Genomic DNA, 19,073 nt, shown 5'->3' on the forward strand with positions numbered 1-19,073 from the left:
CTCTCCTCCTTAAACATTTAATTTATTTTTTTCAGCTCATCCATGATAATTGGAATAACAGTTTCTTTATGTTGAGCTGTAAATCCAAACGCTTTTTTGCCATTATTAACATTCTCTCTAATTTTTTCCTCAGACATAAGATTACTTGGCATAGATACGGTAACGGTTGCATCTCTTCCAACTAAAGCAATTGCCATCGCCAGAGCTCCTCCGCCTCCTGTGTTACAAGCACCAAAGTAATAGTCAGCTAACCCGTTTTTCAATGCCATTGCTGCTTCTAAATCACTTTTAGTTTCTATCGTAAATTTTCCTTCTCCATATTTTTCTACTAGTGCCGCTACTTCTTTTTTATCAATTTGTCCTCCGATAACAATCCTTTTCATTGTTCTCTCCCCTTTCAATTTTCAATATACATTTTTTTGTATATTTGTAAAGAAAACGTTCTCTTTAGAAAGAGTATAGCGGACATTTTAAAGAGATACAAGTATTAGTTCATAATTTATTATTTGCTTATTTAATTTTTAGAGGTACTATAAATTTAAAGACAAAAAAAGGAGTCAGACTATGAATAAAAATCCAATTATAAATGCAGCAAAAAAAAGCTTTATTGCTTTAAAGAATCCTTACCAGTCTGTAGTAAAAGTTTTCCCTGAAGCCTTGAATCATTTTGAAAAAGAGAATACAAACTACCATTACATCGGTGTAAAAAATAAAAAACACATTCCTCGTTCACTTTTAGAAAAGTTAACAAAAAACGGGAATTATCTCTTACATACACTGGATGCTTACAGTTTAGGCGGAAGAGCTGTTGATATTACTTTAAAAAATCCTATTAGTGGAAAGCCCATGACCGGTTCTTCAAGTGGTACTGCAATCAACGTCTTAGTTGGTATCAACGATTTAGGTATTGGTACGGATGGTGGCGGATCAGTATTAGCACCCGCAATGTCCGTAAACCTTTTTGGTTTTATTAGCAATTTGATTGAAGAAGAACATGTAAGAAAATTTATAAATCGTTCAACAGATAACATTTCTTTTACCGTTTCTATTGGATATATCACCCGTACTTTTCAAGAAATGCAGCGCGCATTAAATGCTACTTTCCCGGAATTGCAACTAACTGTAGAAAAAACTAACCGACTATCAATTTTTACATTAGATGAGCAAAAGATCACTTCTGCTTTAACTCAAGCAACTAAAACTGATCAGATAACTTCTCTCTCTCATCCTGATATCTATGGCCCTAGAGACCCGCTAATTGCCTTTCTAGAAATGCATCTAACCAACTGTGACTTCCTCATTTCCGAAGAAGGTCCTGTAGATTACCAAGGATTTGGAGATACAGTTATTGGACATATGGGGGAACAAACATACGAGCAACAACTATTAGCTAAAAAAGGATTGATACGTGTAGTAAATATGGCTAACGCAACAGCTATTGTTGTCCCTAAAAAAGAATTCGCTACCGGATATGTCTTGATATGTGAATCTACTACCGAAAAGATTCAACTCATGTTAAGCTTTGCTGAAAAAATAGCTTTATCTCCCGATGAATTAATTAACCGTTATTTTACTAATTTTGATCATTATTTTCCAGAAGAATTTATGTAGAGTGCTAATAGTTATCAGTATAACTATCATCTATACTGATAATTAGCTAATCTCCAGATGTTTCCCATCTGGAGATTTAGGCTTTTCTTCCGCAGCGGTTGGCTCCATGGTTCGCACTCACTGGCTCTAAGCTCCGCACAGGCGGCTCTAAGCTTTCGCAATATTCAATCATCACCAGTTCATCCGTGGTAAGATGGGTGTAGGTCATTCGTGATCACTCCTATGTCTTCTTTAGTCGGAAATACATGATGAGTGTACCACGAATGGCTTTTTTAGTTGTCTAGCTTAATTTTACAATCGGCGTAAATTAAAACTTCATAATATTTTTTAAATCATTTTTATAAAAACACAAAATAAACAATAGATATATAATATAAACTATCAGCCCATGATAAAAAGATAATATATTTACACACATATAAAAAAATAATATATGTGATATGATTAATAAACGCTCCTTATTTCCATCTTTTAGATATCTAAATTTAAAATTAGTTACTAAAAAATACCATAAAATATATGAAAATGTAGTAGCCAGTGCTATATATCCCATATTTGTGAAGAATACAGAAGCAAATGTAATCAAACTTGCAGCTAAAGCCAAAAATAATAACATATCAATCAAATACTGTTTATTATTATTTCTAGTTTTATATAAATTGATAAATACAACATTTGACACCATAATATAAGGAATTGAAATAAATGTTATAGATAAAATTCCTAAAGCGGGAGTATATTTTGAAATAAAATTAATTATGATGAAACTAAAAACAAAATAACCCAATCCACCAAAAATACCTAGTAACAATAATACTTTTTTTAAATTAATAAGCATTTTCTCATTTTCATTTTTTGCTATCAAATTAAAAAACACAAGACTAATGGCATTTACAATTAATAATAATATATTTAATAAGGAAGTTGAAAAAGAATATTGTGCAAAATCTTTAGTAGAAAAATTAAAATTTACAAACCAAGAGCCTATACTAGCAATAAAGGACACAATCATATTAGAAAAAAGAATAATTATCCCTATTTTAAATAAATTTAAAATTTCAAAATGATCTAACTTTATATATTCTCTTAATCCCTTCTTGAATTCAATATAATAATTATACTCGTAAAATAAATATGTTAGGAACAAAGCAAAAACATGAGAAAAAATAAATATAAGGTATCCACCATCACTAATAACAAAAATTGCAATTAGCATTAGAAGTACATTAAATATCGTATTATATATATTCAATTTAGAATATAATTTAAAGTTTCCAATAGCTTGTAAAAAATTTTTATGAAATTGAATCAAATTTGTAAACAAAGTAGCTAATGAGAAATAAATAAGTATACTGTCATGTTTGTAAACAGCAAATAAAAATATTAAAGAAAATATGATTCCTTGAAAAAATTTAAGAAATCTTACTTCAGAATTCAAAGTTACAACATCAATACTTTCCTTATTTCTCCCCCCATACTTAATATAAATACCATCGTTAAAACCTAAATTAAATATGAACACAAATGAAAGATATAAAATAAATTCTTTATATTTACCATAATCATATGTACTTATATACACTGGCAATATAAAACCAATAATAAAACTACTTCCTAAGCTGAAAAAATTTGCTACAGCAACACGAAAAACACTTCTTAGAGTTTCCACATTATCTACTCCTTTATTAAATTTCTACATAACTTGAATAGTTAGTTATGGATACGCTTCTTCCGAATTAATTGCGTTAGTAAAAGACCCTTATTATCTTCTTATGATGTTATTAGTAATCTAATTTGTCAAATCAAGAAATTCACATATGAAAAATGATTAACACTACATTATATAAAACAACAGAAATCATCGTTCCTGTAGGGAAATAAAACTCTAATTATAAAAAAACATTTTCATGAATTTCAAGGTTAAGTTGACCGCTTAATATTTAAATTAAATCTTGGTTTACCTTTTAGTCGTTAATTGCTAAAAGGTAAACCAAGATTTATATAATCATCAAGCACTACCGTGGTAAGCAACTTTTGAAGAAGAACGAAGTACAAAATCGCAAAACAACTGTGGTGCGTTTGGTAGTCACGTATTTTCCATAGACAATCATTTATCCAGTGTTGATTCTTATGCATTATACTTCAGTTAAACTACTGATGGCTTGATCAACTAATTTTCTATTCTTTCTCTTGATTTTAATAATTATTTCAAAACATTTTTGACATTAAACTAACATTAATAAACAGATCTATTTCTATTTTATTTCTAATGACTGAATCATTTCCCAGTGATCAAAGTTCTCTCGACTTTTTGTAAGAAAAGTTCCTGGGTTGCGAGATTGTCTTTCAAAGAGATCTATATTCGTCCATCTCATAATTCCTTTGTTGATTTATCCATTAAGAGATGTTGTACAAGGAATAATAGACTAGGCAAATACAATTAGTACACCAGTTATCCATTTTTAGCAACATCCCCAGTTCAAACGGCGCTTATCATAAGTCCCTTATCCGGCATCAGAACTGTAAATCGTTGCATAGGAATCACAGAATTTAATATTTTTTTGACGTTTAAATTGAGTAATGAATCCAAGATTTATTTCATTAACAATGGTTTGTGAAGCACGCTTTAATATATATCAGCAACTTGGCTATTAGAATACTCTCCCGTTTTAAAATTATCATTTGAACCCTTTCTGAATACGACAAGTGTTTTTCACTACTTAATAATGTGTCATCGTTAGATTGTATCAAGTGAATTCATCCTGTCTATTGAGAATAACTTCAGTATAAAATCTAGCAAAAAAATAATTTGTATTATTAAAAAAATGATATTTCCCCATAAATGCTAGTCACATTAAGTATTCATAATTGATTATACTTATTTAAGTTTTTTTGCAAGCAGTGCTGTATCTTGTATGAGCTGAATAACTTTTTCCCAACCACTTTCATCCCTTTTAAAATCTGTAGATTCTTTTAAAGTAATTTTTTCTTCAATGCATAATTTCATAAGATTAGCTAGTTCATTTGGATCATTTACATTAAAGAAAAATGCATTCTCATAACCATTGAGTATTTCTCTAGCAAAAGGTGTATCTCCAGCAAGTACAATCGTTCCCGTTGCTCTTGCTTCAGCTAATGGCAAGCCATAGGTTTCAATTAAAGAAGGAAAAATAAGTACTTTTTCCTTTAATTTATTAAACACTTCATCTTTAGATATCTTATCAATATATTCAATTCCAGAAATTCCAGTGTTTCTATCTATCGTTATTTCAACAGAATAACGTAAAGGTTTTTTTTTGAAATTTAAAATTTGACAAGCTTTTTCAATTAATTCAATATTTTTATATAAAACATCAGATGTTGGATAAAAAAAGGAATTAGTTTTCAATGTATGAATATTAGTTCTAGTAGGTAATTCTAAGTCTGGTGGTATAACTTTTATATTAGCTTTGGATTTCTTCTCCAATACGGCTTTTTTCATCCACTCAGTTTGCACTATAATTGTATTTGCTCTATCTAATCCATTAACTATTATATTTCCCAATACATATTGAATTATCGCTAATTTTCTTTCTTTTTTATTAAAAAAAGAAAATTTCTTAACTTTCTGAAATGGTAAAGATTGATGAAGATATAAAATTTGAGGAGTATCGGTTCCCCGAATAGTTATATTCTGCATTGTAAAAATAATATCAGGATTAATAGATTTCGTTATCTTTGCACATTTATAAAAATCAAACGACAAACGATTTATTTTTTTTTTCACATCTTTTATAACTATAACATGAACGTTTTCAGTTTCAGTTATATAATTATCTGATAAAATAAAATACCATTCAATATCTAATCCAAATTTTTTTACCTTTTCCGCGAAATTCTCTAATATAGTAAGAGCCCCACCTTCAGAAGCCGCAGTATTCAAAACTAACACACTTTTTTTCATGCTATTCCCCCTTTACTTATTCCGATATATCTAGTAAGTTCTTCTTTAAAAAATCAATAGTTAATAAATTTTAAAACTTAATTTAATATATCTACTTGATTCTATAATGATTTTTGAATTCTTCTACTATAATATTATTTATCTGATAGTATATCCTTATATATATTTAAAAGTGTTGCAGTATTATCATTTCTATCGTATATTTTTTCAGTTCTTTTTAAGCCAGACTTATTAAAATTTATTGCTCTATCATTATTTTTAAACAACTCAATAATATTTGAAGCTAGTATCATCGAATCATTAGAATCATATAGTATTCCATTGGTGTTATGCATAACAAAATCTTTTGTTCCTCCAACGTCAGATGCTATTGATGGTATACCCAATAATAATGCTTCACCTAAAGAATTTGGGCTATTCTCAACTAAGGAGCTCTGAACAAATAAGTGTGAACTTAAGTATTCTCTAAGAATTTCATTTTCATTTAGAATTCCCAGAAATTCCACATTATTCTGTAATCCTTTGTTTTTAATTAATTCAATTAATATTTTTCCATAACCTGATCGTTTAATTTTATCTGAAATCACTTTGTTTTGTGTAGGATCATATCCGGCAATTTTTATTAGAACATATGGATAATACTTTTTTACAATAGATAATGCTTCAAACAATTTATGGAGTCCTTTATAAGCAACAGCACCTTGGCTGCAGAATATCGTGTACGGTACACACTTTTCTATACTCCATTTTTTTGAAGTATAAAAAACGTCTCTTAAATTCTCATTACATTTTCTGTATTTATTAGATAACTCCAATGAATTAACGAAACCTTTATCCCATTCTGTTCTACCGATGATAATATCAGCATAATTTAGTAGTTTAATTTCATATTTTGACTTTCTTTGAAATATTTTCTTTTGATGGAATAGAGTAGATTTTCTAACTAAATCCTTCAAAGTTAAATTTTGGAGAATAATTTTAGAGTCTATACCTCCATAGACATATTTACTTATTTCAGTTACAATTCCCTGAATAGAAACAATAATCTTAGCAGAATGATTCAATTCCAGCAGCTGTTCAGTATGATTATTTTCAGTACCATTAATATGTATAATATTGGGACGTCTTTTACTTAGATATTCTCGCCAATGATTACCATTCCTATTTTCGGGGATTAAATAATACGTTATACCATCATCCTTAAATTCAATTAAGCTATCTACATTCGTTGGTGAAATAATATCAATTTCAATTTCTTGAAATTCGTTGAGCTTTTTCACCATAGACATTAGCCATCCTCCCATAGGAGATGGTTGTATATCAAGCTTTCCAGCTGGGTATTCTGGAACAATGTTAAAAACCATTGCAACCCTTATCATATTCATCTATTCTTTCCCCCTAATGATTTTATTATTGAATGCAAAAACCAAACTAACAATATTGCTCCAATATTCGTAAATGAAACAAACTGGTTAACCCAATTAAATGCTGATTCTCTGGGTACAAAATAAATACTTTTTAGAAAAAAAAGAGTAAAGGAAAAAATAATCCAATTGTTAAAATTTAATCTATTAATCAATTTTAACACTACACCAATAAAAACATTATAAATAAATACACCAAACAATCCAAAATCAAGATTTAACTCCGCTATATAGGAAGTTCCAAAACTTCCACCGTTCTTATAATAGATTGGTTCACGAAAATAAGTTATCGCATTCCCTAAGTTAGATTGGAATAACTTGCTCATACCTTCTTCTGGAAAAAGCGAATGAACAACTTTATCAATTACCTCCACACCATTATATAATGCTTGCAACGAAAAAATACTTCCCGTAGCTTTTAAAGAATCTTTATAATATAATGTCGACTCAATCATTGTGTATGTACCTGATTGTTGTTCAAAAAAAGTAGACAAGATATTGGTAAAATCAATTTCTTGAGAAAGTCTAGTTTGACTAATAATAATCGATATAGCAACTATAAAAAAACCAATAATTGGAATTTTTACTATTTCTTTAAATTTAAATTGATTTATGTCTTTATCTACATAGTAATTCCTTAAGATATAGTAAGTAATAACTATCATTATATTTAAAATCGCTTCTCCACGTCTGCCAGTTAAGAGATCAATTGAAAGCAATGGTAAAATTATTATTAACGTTTTTTTTAGAAATTTCTTATTTGGTAAAGTTGCGAGAAATATATATATGAAAGCAGAATTAAAGTTTGCAAGTCGTTCAATTATCATTGAACTTACATTTTTTTCAGAATATAATCCAGCATAACCCAGTATTCTAACAGCGTCTACATTTTTAAAAGCTAATATACAAGCAAATGGCGCAGTAAAAATTATCAATAACAAGGCTGAATAAGATAATAGCTTATTATTACTATATTCTGCTTCTTTTTTTTTATCCTTAATTAAAAAGAAACCTAGTTTCAATCCATTAAACGCAAGAATCAGTAATATTAAAGTTGAGAAAGAAATATTCCCCATGTATAAAGGTTCTTTGCCTAAAATTAAATTTTGAATAGGTAAATAAAGTAAAAAGGTTATCATTGAAATTATGTACATTATTAAAACAATATTTTTTTTAGTTCGCTTTAATAAAACAAATAAAACTATACCTAAATCTATAATAAGTCCTGTTGTCAATATTTTATAGTCAAGATTAATGAATGCTACGAATACGGAAAACAATGCCACTATAAATGATACCTGTATCACAATTATTTCATTTTTTTTCATAATTCACCTCATATAATTTTACAATTTCATTAGTAATCTACCTTGATAGTTTACCTAAATAATTTATTGCATATAAGAACATGTATCAATGATCCTGATGATTATCGAATTATATAAACTATTAACCAAAAGGCAAAATCAACTTCAACATATTCTATCCATTTCTATCCATAGTTGAAGTATTTAAATATTTAAAGGGAGTGGTATTAACTGATTTTTTACTAACTTCGATATTATATAAGTTGGCGAATAGAGCTTACCTCTACATTTTTAGCACCATCTCAATAATTTATTAGAAATGCCTCAAAATTATTTCCTAAAAAAAAACTAGCTACTATATAAAGAAAGAACAAAAACTAATTCCATGTTAGAAGAATAGTTTAGTTGTACCTAAGAAGATTCTATTATAGACTCCTAGTACAACTAGACTATCTTGAATTCATATGACTTGCCAAAAGAAATTGATTTCAATGAAGTCAATCTGACTTTTGTCTTTTTGGTTGTAACTAGATGGAGCAATATTCCAATAAAATTGCTAAATTACCGAATTCTTCCAAATCGCTTGAATCAAGTTATCAATGTTTTCACCATGTACTTTTACATCAAAATTAGCTATTACAAATTCCCTGTTTTTATCTCCAATTTTCTCAAGTTCCTTTACACTCATATTGCTATATTTATTGTAAATATTATCAAATGGTAAACTTAATTTTGGGTCTATATAATCAAATATACCATCAAATTTTGTACCAAAACTATCTAATTTATAGCAGACAACTGGTTTACCAGATAAAAGAAATTCTAAATTTTTAGAAGGAAATGAATACTGTGTATACAAACCATTATTAGGTCTCGGATTAATTAAAACATCCGCTTTGTGTTCTAATTTTCGAGCTGTTTTTTTTGTTACAAGTCCAAAATATTTAATATTTATATTCTCATTAGCAATATTTTTAATTGATTCAGCTAATTCGCCTGATCCACACAACCATAATTCTCTATCAAAATTTTTGTTTTCTAAAAATTCATTTACCATCTTATCTACATGATACTGAGAATTCAAGCTTCCTGAATAAAGAAAGATTCTTTTATTTTGATTGAAATTAAGTTTTTTAGTAGTATCTTCTTCATCTACTAAACCATTTATTATTAAATAGGGTTTGTTTTTTATATTAATTTGCTTTTTCATACCTTCTGAAAGCAGAATATATCCATCAAAAGAATTGGCTTTATTCAATATTCCCTCTGACTTATAATTTAATATGGCCTGTATGAAGAATAATGAATTTGATTTATTTCTTAATTTTCCAACTAAATCTGGAATTACTAAAATTACTTTTACATCTGGATATTTGTTTTTTACCCATATTCCAATTGTTAGAAAAGGTTCATACAAATCGTAAATAATAATTGTTTTATTATTGCTTTTTTCATTCTGTTGATACCAACATTGAAATTCTTTTTTTAAATTAATTTTTCTAATTAAATGTTTAATAATAAAAAAATTAATAGTACTTATTTCATTAATTTTTACTGAATTAAAAATTTTATAATTATTTGAAGCATAATATATTTTTTTACTTAATTTAGGAAAATTACCTACTGGTAGTGACGTAATTCCTGAAATTTTTATGTTATCTCTTTCAAAAATACTTTTCACAATATTATGTTGCAATATATTTGAAGCAATTCCAATTCCTATTGGATTTTCTTTTATCAATTCGTCTTCTTTGCTAATATTATACATTAATCCTAAAAATAGTGTGTTCATATACTTACCTTTCTATAATTAATTTTACACATCGATATTTGAATAATTCACAGGTTTTTCTAAAAGCGTATTGTAATGGACTTATTTAATTTATTCCACAATACCTTTTGAGTGAAATAAAAGAATCCCAATCTGTTATGGTTAAATCATCTAAACCTAAACAAAAAAAGGGATTCTCTCAATGGCTACATTACAGAAGCAAACTTAAGTTTTAACTCGAAAATAGTGTCATCTAATACTGGTGGTAATCTCTCAAAACATGCTTATTTAATTGTTGTTAAAGAATTAAGCGGCTCGATTGAATTTGCAAAACTAGCAGAATACTTTTATTAGAATTGGTGGTAACCAAACTTGGAGATAAATGTTGATCAAAGGCACAGTATGTTTGCATCAAATCTATAAAAGAAACAAATAAACTCTTATTTAAACACAAGTAGCTCCTTACAAGTCATACTGAAAACTTATTATCTAAAGTATTATTTGAGATTTATCACTAGTATGGAAGAATGGCTTTTATTTTGGCAAAACCGATAGTCCAATCTTCTTGGAAAACCATGCATGTATGATTAATTTTATGGAGGCATTTTTTTATCCAAAAAGGAAGCTGTACTCCTAGTTGGTACACCCCGGCTTCGTCTGTTCAAGGTAGCCAGAACACTAGTAAGAAGTAGTCTCAGATTGTTTCTAAATTTGTATTCTTCTCACGTTTACCAAGATTTGTTTTACCATTTATTGGAAAAGATTCAGCAATTGTGCTGGTAAATGGATTAAAAGTTATTAATTATTAAAACTGTGTCCGTTTAAGGGGATTCGTGCACTCAAAATGAGTTGAATCCATTTCATAAAATAGCAGAATGTATCGTTCATCTGGCAAACTTGAACTGCGGTTGTAAAAAAATTAGTTTGGACTATTAAAAAAGACATAACTTTCCACAAATGTTAGAATTGTGAATTATTAAAGATTAGTTTTAATTATTAAATAAATATATGAATTCTGCTTTTCAACTTAATTTTTAATAATTAGTTATTTTCTCCAAACAACGCGATTGACATAATCTGTATAACTCAATATAATTCTCAACACTTTATCAGAAACATTTGGCATACTGTAGTCAAAAATTTCCCGTAAAGTATATTTTTCTTGAGTTTCCAATATTGTCAATCCTTGAAGAATTCGTTCTTTTTTCAATCCTACCATCATTACAGAAGCCTCTTCCATTGCTTCTGGTCTTTCATGTGCTTGACGTATATTTAAAGCTTTAAATCCAAGAATAGATGATTCCTCACTAATCGTACCACTATCGCTTAATACAGCTTTAGCAGTTAATTGTAGTTTATTATAATCATTAAAACCAAGTGGCTTCATTAACTGAATATTATCATTAAATACTATGTTTTTTTCTTCAATCATCTTTTTAGTTCTTGGATGTGTGCTAACAATAATAGGATAATTGTATTTATCTGCTACTGCATTCAAAGTATCCACTAAATCCATAAAATTTTCTTCAGACCCGATATTTTCTTCACGGTGTGCAGAAACAACAAAATATTCATTTTCTTTTAAATTCAATTTCTCTAGTATAGTAGAATTTTGAATATCTGTTTTTCTAGAATTTAACACTTCAAACATGGGACTACCAGTTTTAATAATCCGATCAGCTGGCAAGCCTTCTCTTAAAAGGTATTCTCGAGCAATATCACTATACGTTAAATTAATATCTGCAGTGTGATCTACAATTTTGCGATTAGTTTCTTCAGGAACACGTTGGTCAAAGCAACGATTTCCAGCTTCCATGTGGAAGATAGGTATATGTCTTCTTTTTGCTGCAATTGCACATAGACAACTATTTGTATCGCCAAGTACTAAGAATGCATCTGGTTGGACTTCTTTCATAATTGGATCTATTTTAATTAAAATATTTCCAATAGTTTCAACTGCTGTTCCGTTTGCAGCATTCAAAAAGTAATCAGGCTTTCTTAATTTGAAATCTTCAAAAAACACTTCATTTAACTCGTAATCATAGTTTTGGCCTGTATGCACTAATATATGTTCAATAGCATCTGATTCTTCAAGTTTATTTATAACCGCTGACAATCTAATAATTTCGGGTCTAGTACCTACCACTGTCATGACTTTTAATTTTTTCATCAATTATACCTCCAAGAAATAAGTATCCGGTTGTTTTGGATCAAAGGACTCATTAACCCACATTATAGTAACCATGTCTGACTCACCAATATTTTCAATATTATGCGTGTAGCCTACTGGAATATCAACAACTTCCATTTTTTCTCCACTAACAACATATTCAATTACTTCAGTTGAATCTATTTTTCTAAATCGAATAATTCCTGTACCACTTACAACTAAAAACTTTTCGTTTTTAGTGTGATGCCAATGATTCCCTTTTGTAATCCCAGGTTTAGAGATATTAACAGATACTTGACCTCTGTCTGGAGTTCGTATGAATTCTGTAAATGAACCTCTTTGATCTACATTCATTTTTAAATCATAACTAAATTGATCCTCTGGTAGGTAACTCAGATAGGTGCTATATAATTTTTTTGTAAATTCATCAGCCATATTAGGAACGGATTTATCTAAACGGCTATTTTTAAATGAGTTTAATAAATCTACTATTTCACCTAATTGAATAGTATGTACTATTGGAACTATACAGAATGCCTCTTTTATATTTTCGTTGCCCATCAAAGCATTGATTAGTTCATTAACTACATCATCTATATATACCAGGTTCATAGCCACATTTGGATCAGTAATTTGAACAGGTAATTCATGAGAGATATTATGACAAAAAGTAGATATTGCACTATTGTAATTTGGTTTACACCATTTCCCAAATACATTAGGAAATCTATAGATTAGGATTTTAGCTCCTGTTTCTACACTGTAATCATAAAGCAAATTTTCGCCTGCTTTTTTACTCTCCCCATAAGGATTATCTAATTCTGCTTGAATTGAAGAAGAGATCATCACTGGACAAGTATTTTTATTTTTTTTAAGTGTATCCAATAATAACGAGGTAAATCCAAAGTTACCTTCCATAAATTCAGTTTGTTCTTTAGGTCGGTTAACTCCTGCTAAGTGAAAGACGAAATCAGCTTCTTCACAATATTTATCTAGGAGTATCAGATCAGTATCTTTGTCATACTTAAATATATCATTGTATCCTCTATTTTCAAGTTCTGCTACTAAATTTTTACCAATAAATCCTTTAGCTCCGGTTACTAGTATTTTCACTATAAATCCCCCACTTAACTAACTCATCTTGGATATAATCAAGTTTCAATAATTTTCCAACCAATTCATCTACCGTAAGCTGATGAGTGTTATCTGAGTTATATTCATCAATGTGTACAGCTTCTCTGTTTCCTTCTTCAAAGAATTTTCCATAATTTAAATCTCGCTTATCTGAAGGAACACGGTAAAATCCACCCATATCAATTGCATGTGCTGCTTCTTCTTTTGTAAGCAATGATTCATACATTTTTTCACCATGTCTGATTCCAATAACTTCAACAGGTACATTAGTTTTAAATATTTTTTGTAATGCTGCTACTAGAGTATCAATGGTACTTGCTGGTGCTTTTTGCACCATAATATCCCCTTGTACGGCGTTTTGAAAAGCAAAGATAACAAGATCCACAGCTTCTTCTAAACTCATCATAAAACGCGTCATGCTGCCTTCAGTAACAGTAAGTGGTTTCCCAGTTTTTAACTGTTCAATAAATAATGGAATTACACTCCCACGTGAAGCCATAACATTTCCATATCTTGTTCCACATATTAAAGTTTGCTCCGGATCAACATTACGAGACTTAGCTACAAAGACTTTTTCCATCATTGCTTTAGATGTTCCCATTGCATTAATAGGATAAGCTGCTTTATCTGTAGACAAACAAATCACTTTTTTTACTCCTGCTTCAATAGCAGCATTAAGTACATTATCTGTACCAATAACATTTGTTTTTACGGCTTCCATAGGGAAAAATTCGCACGAAGGAACTTGTTTTAAAGCTGCAGAATGAAATACGTAGTCTACATTGTACATAGCATTTCGGACACTGTTAATATCGCGCACATCACCAATAAAATATTTGATTTTGGGATTATTGTATTTTTTCCGCATATCATCTTGTTTTTTTTCATCTCTTGAAAAAATTCGGATTTCTTTAATATTACTATCAAGAAATCCTTTAAGTACTGCATTACCAAATGAACCAGTACCACCAGTTATTAACAACGTCTTATTTTTAAACATTATAAAATTCCTCCGAGTCTTTTTTGTTTTCAAAATGCTCTTCCATTTGATCCATTAAAATAGTTTTACTAAAATATAAATCTGAATAGGTTCTGGCATTTTTGCCTAGTACTAAAATTTCTTTTTCTGTTTTATCTGCCATTTTTAAAATGATTTCAGCAAGTTTGTGTTCATCACCTGGAGGAGCCGTTAATCCCGCATAGGCGTCTTCTATAATTTGGCTAGTTTCTCCCCCAGCAGAAGCAATAATAGAAATTCCGCAGGCCATATAAGATTGTAACTTAGCAGGTATGGTCATTTTAAATAAAGGACTATTTGTCAAACAAATAAACGCTGCATCATTAACTGCCATAAACTCCGGTATTTTTTCTGCAGGTTGCTTATCTATAAAATTAAACATCTCCCCAACATTGTAACTATTCACTGTTTTTATAAGTGTCTCTTTATATCTTCCATCACCAATTATATTAAACATAATTTTTTTTGTGTTGTTATATTGTTTTAATATTTCAGCAGTTTTTGGTAAAATATCTAATCCTTGAGCATTCCCTATATTTCCCGCAAATACAATATCAAAATTATTTCTTATTGAATTTCTAGTTACTTCTTTAACCTTCAAAGGCTGATAAAATTCTTCTGCATATTGAGGCCAGTATTCAATTTTTTCAATAGGGACATGTCGATTCTGTATAGATTTTTTAAAACTTTGTGATGTAGTAAATATCTTTGTTGAATTTTTATAAATGTAATCAACCATTTTACCAATAGAGTCAATAATCTTTTTATTTTTTATTCCAGTAATAATTTCAACATTTTCTGGCCATAAATCTTGTACGTATAAAAAACAAGGTAAATGATACTTTTTAGCATACCATACGCCAGGTAAAGCCTGGGTCATTGGAGATACTTCGAATATAAACACTTGGTCTGCTTTAATTTTCGTGAATAATTGCCAAAAAAAACCAGAAACTATAAATGAAAAATAATTTAAAACTAACATTAATGGGTTATTTCCTCTGGGTATAATGGGTAAACGAACTATATCGATTCCTTTATAATGTTCTTTATTTTTTTTGAATACCCCATATCCACTAAAAAACTTGCCTATTGGATAATTAGGTATTCCCGTTACTACAGTTACCTTATATCCGCGTGATATCCATTCTTCACACATATCATTAATCCGAAATTGTTCAGGGAAAAAATATTGAGAAATGACTAAAATATGTTTTTTCATTTAATTCCCCTTAATCTTCCGTAATTTTTATTGATTCATTTAAATCTCTGATTCTATATTTTTCTTTGTATTCTGATAATTCTAAATCATATATAAAACTTCCGAAAACCTTATTAATTATAATTGAGTTTTTACCTAGATTAGTTAAAATAGAATTGAATAATTTAACTAGTTTAATTTTTTTTCCAGTATTTTCTGCAATTACTCGAACCATTTCAGAAGTTTTTATATATTCTTTATTTTGAGGAAAATATATCCCTTTTTCTTCATTATCAATCATTAGTCGTATAAACTCACTTAGGTTATCAATATGTAGCATACTCCTTTGATTCTCAACATCTGGAAACACTGGAGATATTTTTGCAAATTTAGATAATAAAGGATAATTTCCTTTTGATCCTTTTCCATAAATCATTGGAGGACGTATAACAACTACATCAAAGTTATCTGATTGTAATGGTAATATTCCTTTTTCGGCTAAAAGCTTGCTGTTACCATAAAAATTAATAGGTTCAGGTATAGTTTCCCTTGTAATTACCTTTACTTCACCAATTTTACTGCTTGCTCCATAAACAATCATACTACTCATAAAAATAAATTGCTTAACACCTTCTACTTTTGCTTTAGTTGCAATATTGATGGTTAAATCAGTATTCACTTTATAGTACAAATCTTCCTGATCTGCTTTAGTATGTTGATGGGCAATCCCTGCAACATGAACAACAACATCAAAACTTGAAAAATCTATATCTTTCCATTGATCGTTGCGCACTGATTCTTTTACAACTTCATATTTCTCAGGTTCCTTATTAAGCCATTCAGCTAGTTGCTTTCCAACATAACTATTTTTACCGGCTATTAATATTTTTTTAGTCATTTTCCATTGCCTCACGATTCTTTAATGAACCAGTTCCACCTTCGATGATTCCATCGTTTTTCACTACACTTATAATGGTTCCTACAAAACATTTAACATCAAAGAGAAAACTTATCTTTTTCATATACACACCATCTAAGGCAGCTTTCTTTTGAATAGGAAGTTCATCTCTTCCATTAATTTGAGCCCATCCGGTTAATCCAGGGTAGATATCATTAGCTTTATATTTATCTCTTTCAGTTACTAAATCATATTGATTCCATAAAGCGGGTCTTGGACCGATAATACTCATTTCACCTTTTAGAATATTGATCAGTTGCGGCAATTCATCTAAGCTGGTCTTTCTTAATATTTTTCCAACTTTTGTAATAAAGAAATCAGGATTCTTCAATAGATGGGTGGGTGCATCTTTGGGCGTATCTACTTTCATTGTTCTAAATTTATAGATTTTGAATAGCACTTTATCTTTTCCAACCCTTTTTTGTTCAAACAGAATTGGGCCTTTTGAATCCAATTTTATGACTACAATAATGAGTAGCAACACCGGAGATAAAACGATTAGACCAAGTAGTGCCAATACGACATCAATAACTCGTTTGAACATTTTCTGGTACATCAGTATAAGCTCCTTCCTCTTCGTTTTGGATGTGGTGAACAGTATCTTTTACTGATTTCTCGTTTGCGAATTCAAGCAAACTTTCTTTTAGTTCTATACTATTACATTCATCTAATGTATAGACAAATTCCATAACCTTAGGTAGTGGCATATCTGTTACTTTTCCAACAAATATCTTTTCAAATACTTGCTGATCCGTTTGTTCACTATCTACTAATAACTCTTCATAGAGTTTTTCTCCAGGACGAATACCTGTTTCAATTATAGGAATTTCATTTTCTGTATAACCGCTAAGTTTAACCACTTTTTTAGCCAAATCAACTATTTTAACTGGTTCTCCCATATCTAAAATGAAAATTTCTCCACCTTGCGCTAATGCACCTGCTTGAATAACTAACCGGCTTGCTTCTGGTATTGTCATGAAGTACCTTGTCATTTGGAAATCCGTTACCGTTACCGGTCCACCATTCTTTATTTGTTCTTTAAATAATGGTATAACACTGCCTCGACTTCCTAAAACATTTCCAAAACGTACCGCTGCGAATTTTGTTTTTCCCGGTTCATTTAATCCAGTAACAATCATTTCGGCAACACGCTTTGTTGCACCCATAACGTTTGGCGGATTAACGGCTTTATCAGTTGAAATCATGACAAAACTTCCAACGCCAGCTGCTTTAGCTGCTTCTGCCATATTTTTCGTGCCATAAATATTATTCTTAACGGCTTCTCTTGGATTGTATTCCATCATCGGTACATGCTTATGAGCTGCCGCATGATAGACACGATCCGGTATGTATTTTTGCATCACTTCAAAGAGTCGTTCACGATCTTGAATATCTGCGATTACAGGAACAATTTCGATTTGACCTTTATATTTAACATTTAGTTCTTTATTGATTTGATAAATAGAATTTTCTCCATGTCCTAGTAGAATAATGCATTTAGGTGAAAACCTGGCAATTTGACGACATATTTCTGAGCCGATAGATCCTCCAGCACCACTGACTAAAACGGTTTTACCACTTAATTTAGTTGCGATTACCTGCATATCTAATTTAACTTCTTCTCGTCCAAGTAAATCAACAACATCGATTTCTCTAAATTGACTTACGGATAATTTCCCTTGCAACACATCTTCTATCGAAGGCATTTGATTTACAATGATCTCTGCTTGATTACAGATATCTACTATTCTTTCGTATTCTTTTGGTTCCAAAGATGGAATCGCAATCGTAATTTGTTGAACTCTATACTTCTTAGCTAGTTCAGATATATCATTTATATTTCCGATGACTGGTATTTCGTACATGAACGTCTTTAATTTATATGGATCATCATCAACGATTCCTACGACTTTTACATCACTTGAATTGCGTTTTAAACTACGAATAAAAATACTCCCACCATTTCCAGCACCAACAATCAATGTTCTAATTTGTTTTTCAACTGAATGGCCATGCACTTTTTTATATTGGTGTTCATTATAGATACGCCAAACAATTCTGCTTCCAACTATACTTGCTAGTGAAAAGATATAAGTTAAAACAATAAATCTAAAACTTACTGTCTTCAACAAGACTACCGAAATAAGTGCAGAAGCCATAAATGAAAAAGTAACACAAGCTACTATAGCTAACGATTCACGTATACTTGTGTAGCGATTAATCTTAGAAAATAGATTGAATTGAGCTGCTAAGATGAGATAGAGAATGATAGTTATTCCTATAGTAATAATAAAAGATTGATTTGAAAGTGCGATATAAGGATCTAAAAAGAAGTAAGCTATCAATCCTGATGCTAGTATTGAAAAACTATCAAATCCAATTAGAACGCTTTTTTTGGTTTTTCTACTCATTACTTGTCTGAACTCCTTTTTTTTAAATAACATTAGAAATTTTGATTTTTCAATCTTTTTTGGTGTATTTGGAAGAATCAGTTCATTATTACTGATATCTTTCGTTATTTGCTGAAATTCCTCTACTT

Annotated in this window: 14 protein-coding genes; 1 reads left to right on the plus strand and 13 read right to left on the minus strand. The window is 29.7% G+C overall.

Going from position 1 to position 19,073, the window contains the following annotated elements:
* Positions 1–17: 17 nt before the first annotated feature.
* Positions 18–383: a DUF2620 domain-containing protein gene (locus ABS911_RS00620; RefSeq protein WP_350465787.1), complete on the minus strand. Its 366-nt coding sequence runs from the start codon at positions 381–383 to the stop codon at positions 18–20.
* Between the two features lie 181 nt (positions 384–564).
* Here ABS911_RS00620 and ABS911_RS00625 point away from each other — a divergent pair, with 181 nt between their 5' ends.
* Positions 565–1,611 carry an amidase family protein gene (locus ABS911_RS00625; RefSeq protein WP_350465788.1) on the plus strand — a complete coding sequence of 349 codons (1,047 nt, stop codon included), beginning with the start codon at positions 565–567 and terminating at the stop codon, positions 1,609–1,611.
* A gap of 307 nt (positions 1,612–1,918) precedes the next feature.
* Here the strand turns inward: ABS911_RS00625 and ABS911_RS00630 are convergent, their stop codons facing one another.
* From ABS911_RS00630 to ABS911_RS00685, 12 genes are all read right to left on the minus strand, one after another.
* A complete protein-coding gene (locus tag ABS911_RS00630; RefSeq protein WP_350465789.1) occupies positions 1,919–3,280 on the minus strand; it encodes an oligosaccharide flippase family protein in 1,362 nt (453 codons plus the stop codon).
* Between the two features lie 1,209 nt (positions 3,281–4,489).
* Positions 4,490–5,554, minus strand: coding sequence for a glycosyltransferase (locus tag ABS911_RS00635; protein ID WP_350465790.1), 1,065 nt, complete (start codon positions 5,552–5,554; stop codon positions 4,490–4,492).
* A 134-nt stretch (positions 5,555–5,688) separates the two neighbouring features.
* On the minus strand, positions 5,689–6,939 hold the full coding sequence (locus ABS911_RS00640; RefSeq protein ID WP_350465791.1) for a glycosyltransferase family 4 protein: 1,251 nt from the start codon (positions 6,937–6,939) through the stop codon (positions 5,689–5,691).
* Positions 6,936–8,306: an O-antigen polysaccharide polymerase Wzy family protein gene (locus tag ABS911_RS00645; protein ID WP_350465792.1), complete on the minus strand. Its 1,371-nt coding sequence runs from the start codon at positions 8,304–8,306 to the stop codon at positions 6,936–6,938. The genes ABS911_RS00640 and ABS911_RS00645 overlap by 4 nt, the downstream gene beginning before the upstream one ends.
* A gap of 535 nt (positions 8,307–8,841) precedes the next feature.
* A complete protein-coding gene (locus tag ABS911_RS00650) occupies positions 8,842–10,077 on the minus strand; it encodes a glycosyltransferase (RefSeq protein ID WP_350465793.1) in 1,236 nt (411 codons plus the stop codon).
* A 1,024-nt stretch (positions 10,078–11,101) separates the two neighbouring features.
* Positions 11,102–12,226 (minus strand): non-hydrolyzing UDP-N-acetylglucosamine 2-epimerase, encoded by a 1,125-nt coding sequence (gene wecB / locus ABS911_RS00655; RefSeq protein WP_350465794.1) that lies wholly within the window; start codon positions 12,224–12,226, stop codon positions 11,102–11,104.
* A 3-nt stretch (positions 12,227–12,229) separates the two neighbouring features.
* Entirely contained in the window at positions 12,230–13,339 is a 1,110-nt protein-coding gene (locus ABS911_RS00660) for a capsular polysaccharide biosynthesis protein CapF (protein WP_350465795.1), read from the minus strand.
* A complete protein-coding gene (locus ABS911_RS00665) occupies positions 13,314–14,360 on the minus strand; it encodes a polysaccharide biosynthesis protein (protein WP_350465796.1) in 1,047 nt (348 codons plus the stop codon). Before ABS911_RS00665 ends, ABS911_RS00660 begins: the two co-directional genes overlap by 26 nt.
* Positions 14,353–15,597, minus strand: a complete 1,245-nt coding sequence (locus ABS911_RS00670; protein WP_350465797.1) for a glycosyltransferase family 4 protein — start codon at positions 15,595–15,597, stop codon at positions 14,353–14,355. Before ABS911_RS00670 ends, ABS911_RS00665 begins: the two co-directional genes overlap by 8 nt.
* A gap of 10 nt (positions 15,598–15,607) precedes the next feature.
* Positions 15,608–16,474 carry an NAD-dependent epimerase/dehydratase family protein gene (locus ABS911_RS00675; RefSeq protein WP_350465798.1) on the minus strand — a complete coding sequence of 289 codons (867 nt, stop codon included), beginning with the start codon at positions 16,472–16,474 and terminating at the stop codon, positions 15,608–15,610.
* Entirely contained in the window at positions 16,467–17,090 is a 624-nt protein-coding gene (locus tag ABS911_RS00680; RefSeq protein WP_350465799.1) for a sugar transferase, read from the minus strand. The genes ABS911_RS00675 and ABS911_RS00680 overlap by 8 nt, the downstream gene beginning before the upstream one ends.
* Complete coding sequence (locus ABS911_RS00685; protein ID WP_350465800.1) at positions 17,059–18,945, minus strand: polysaccharide biosynthesis protein; 1,887 nt, start codon at positions 18,943–18,945, stop codon at positions 17,059–17,061. Before ABS911_RS00685 ends, ABS911_RS00680 begins: the two co-directional genes overlap by 32 nt.
* Between the last annotated feature and the right edge of the window lie 128 nt (positions 18,946–19,073).

The organism is Carnobacterium sp. (assembly GCF_040274425.1).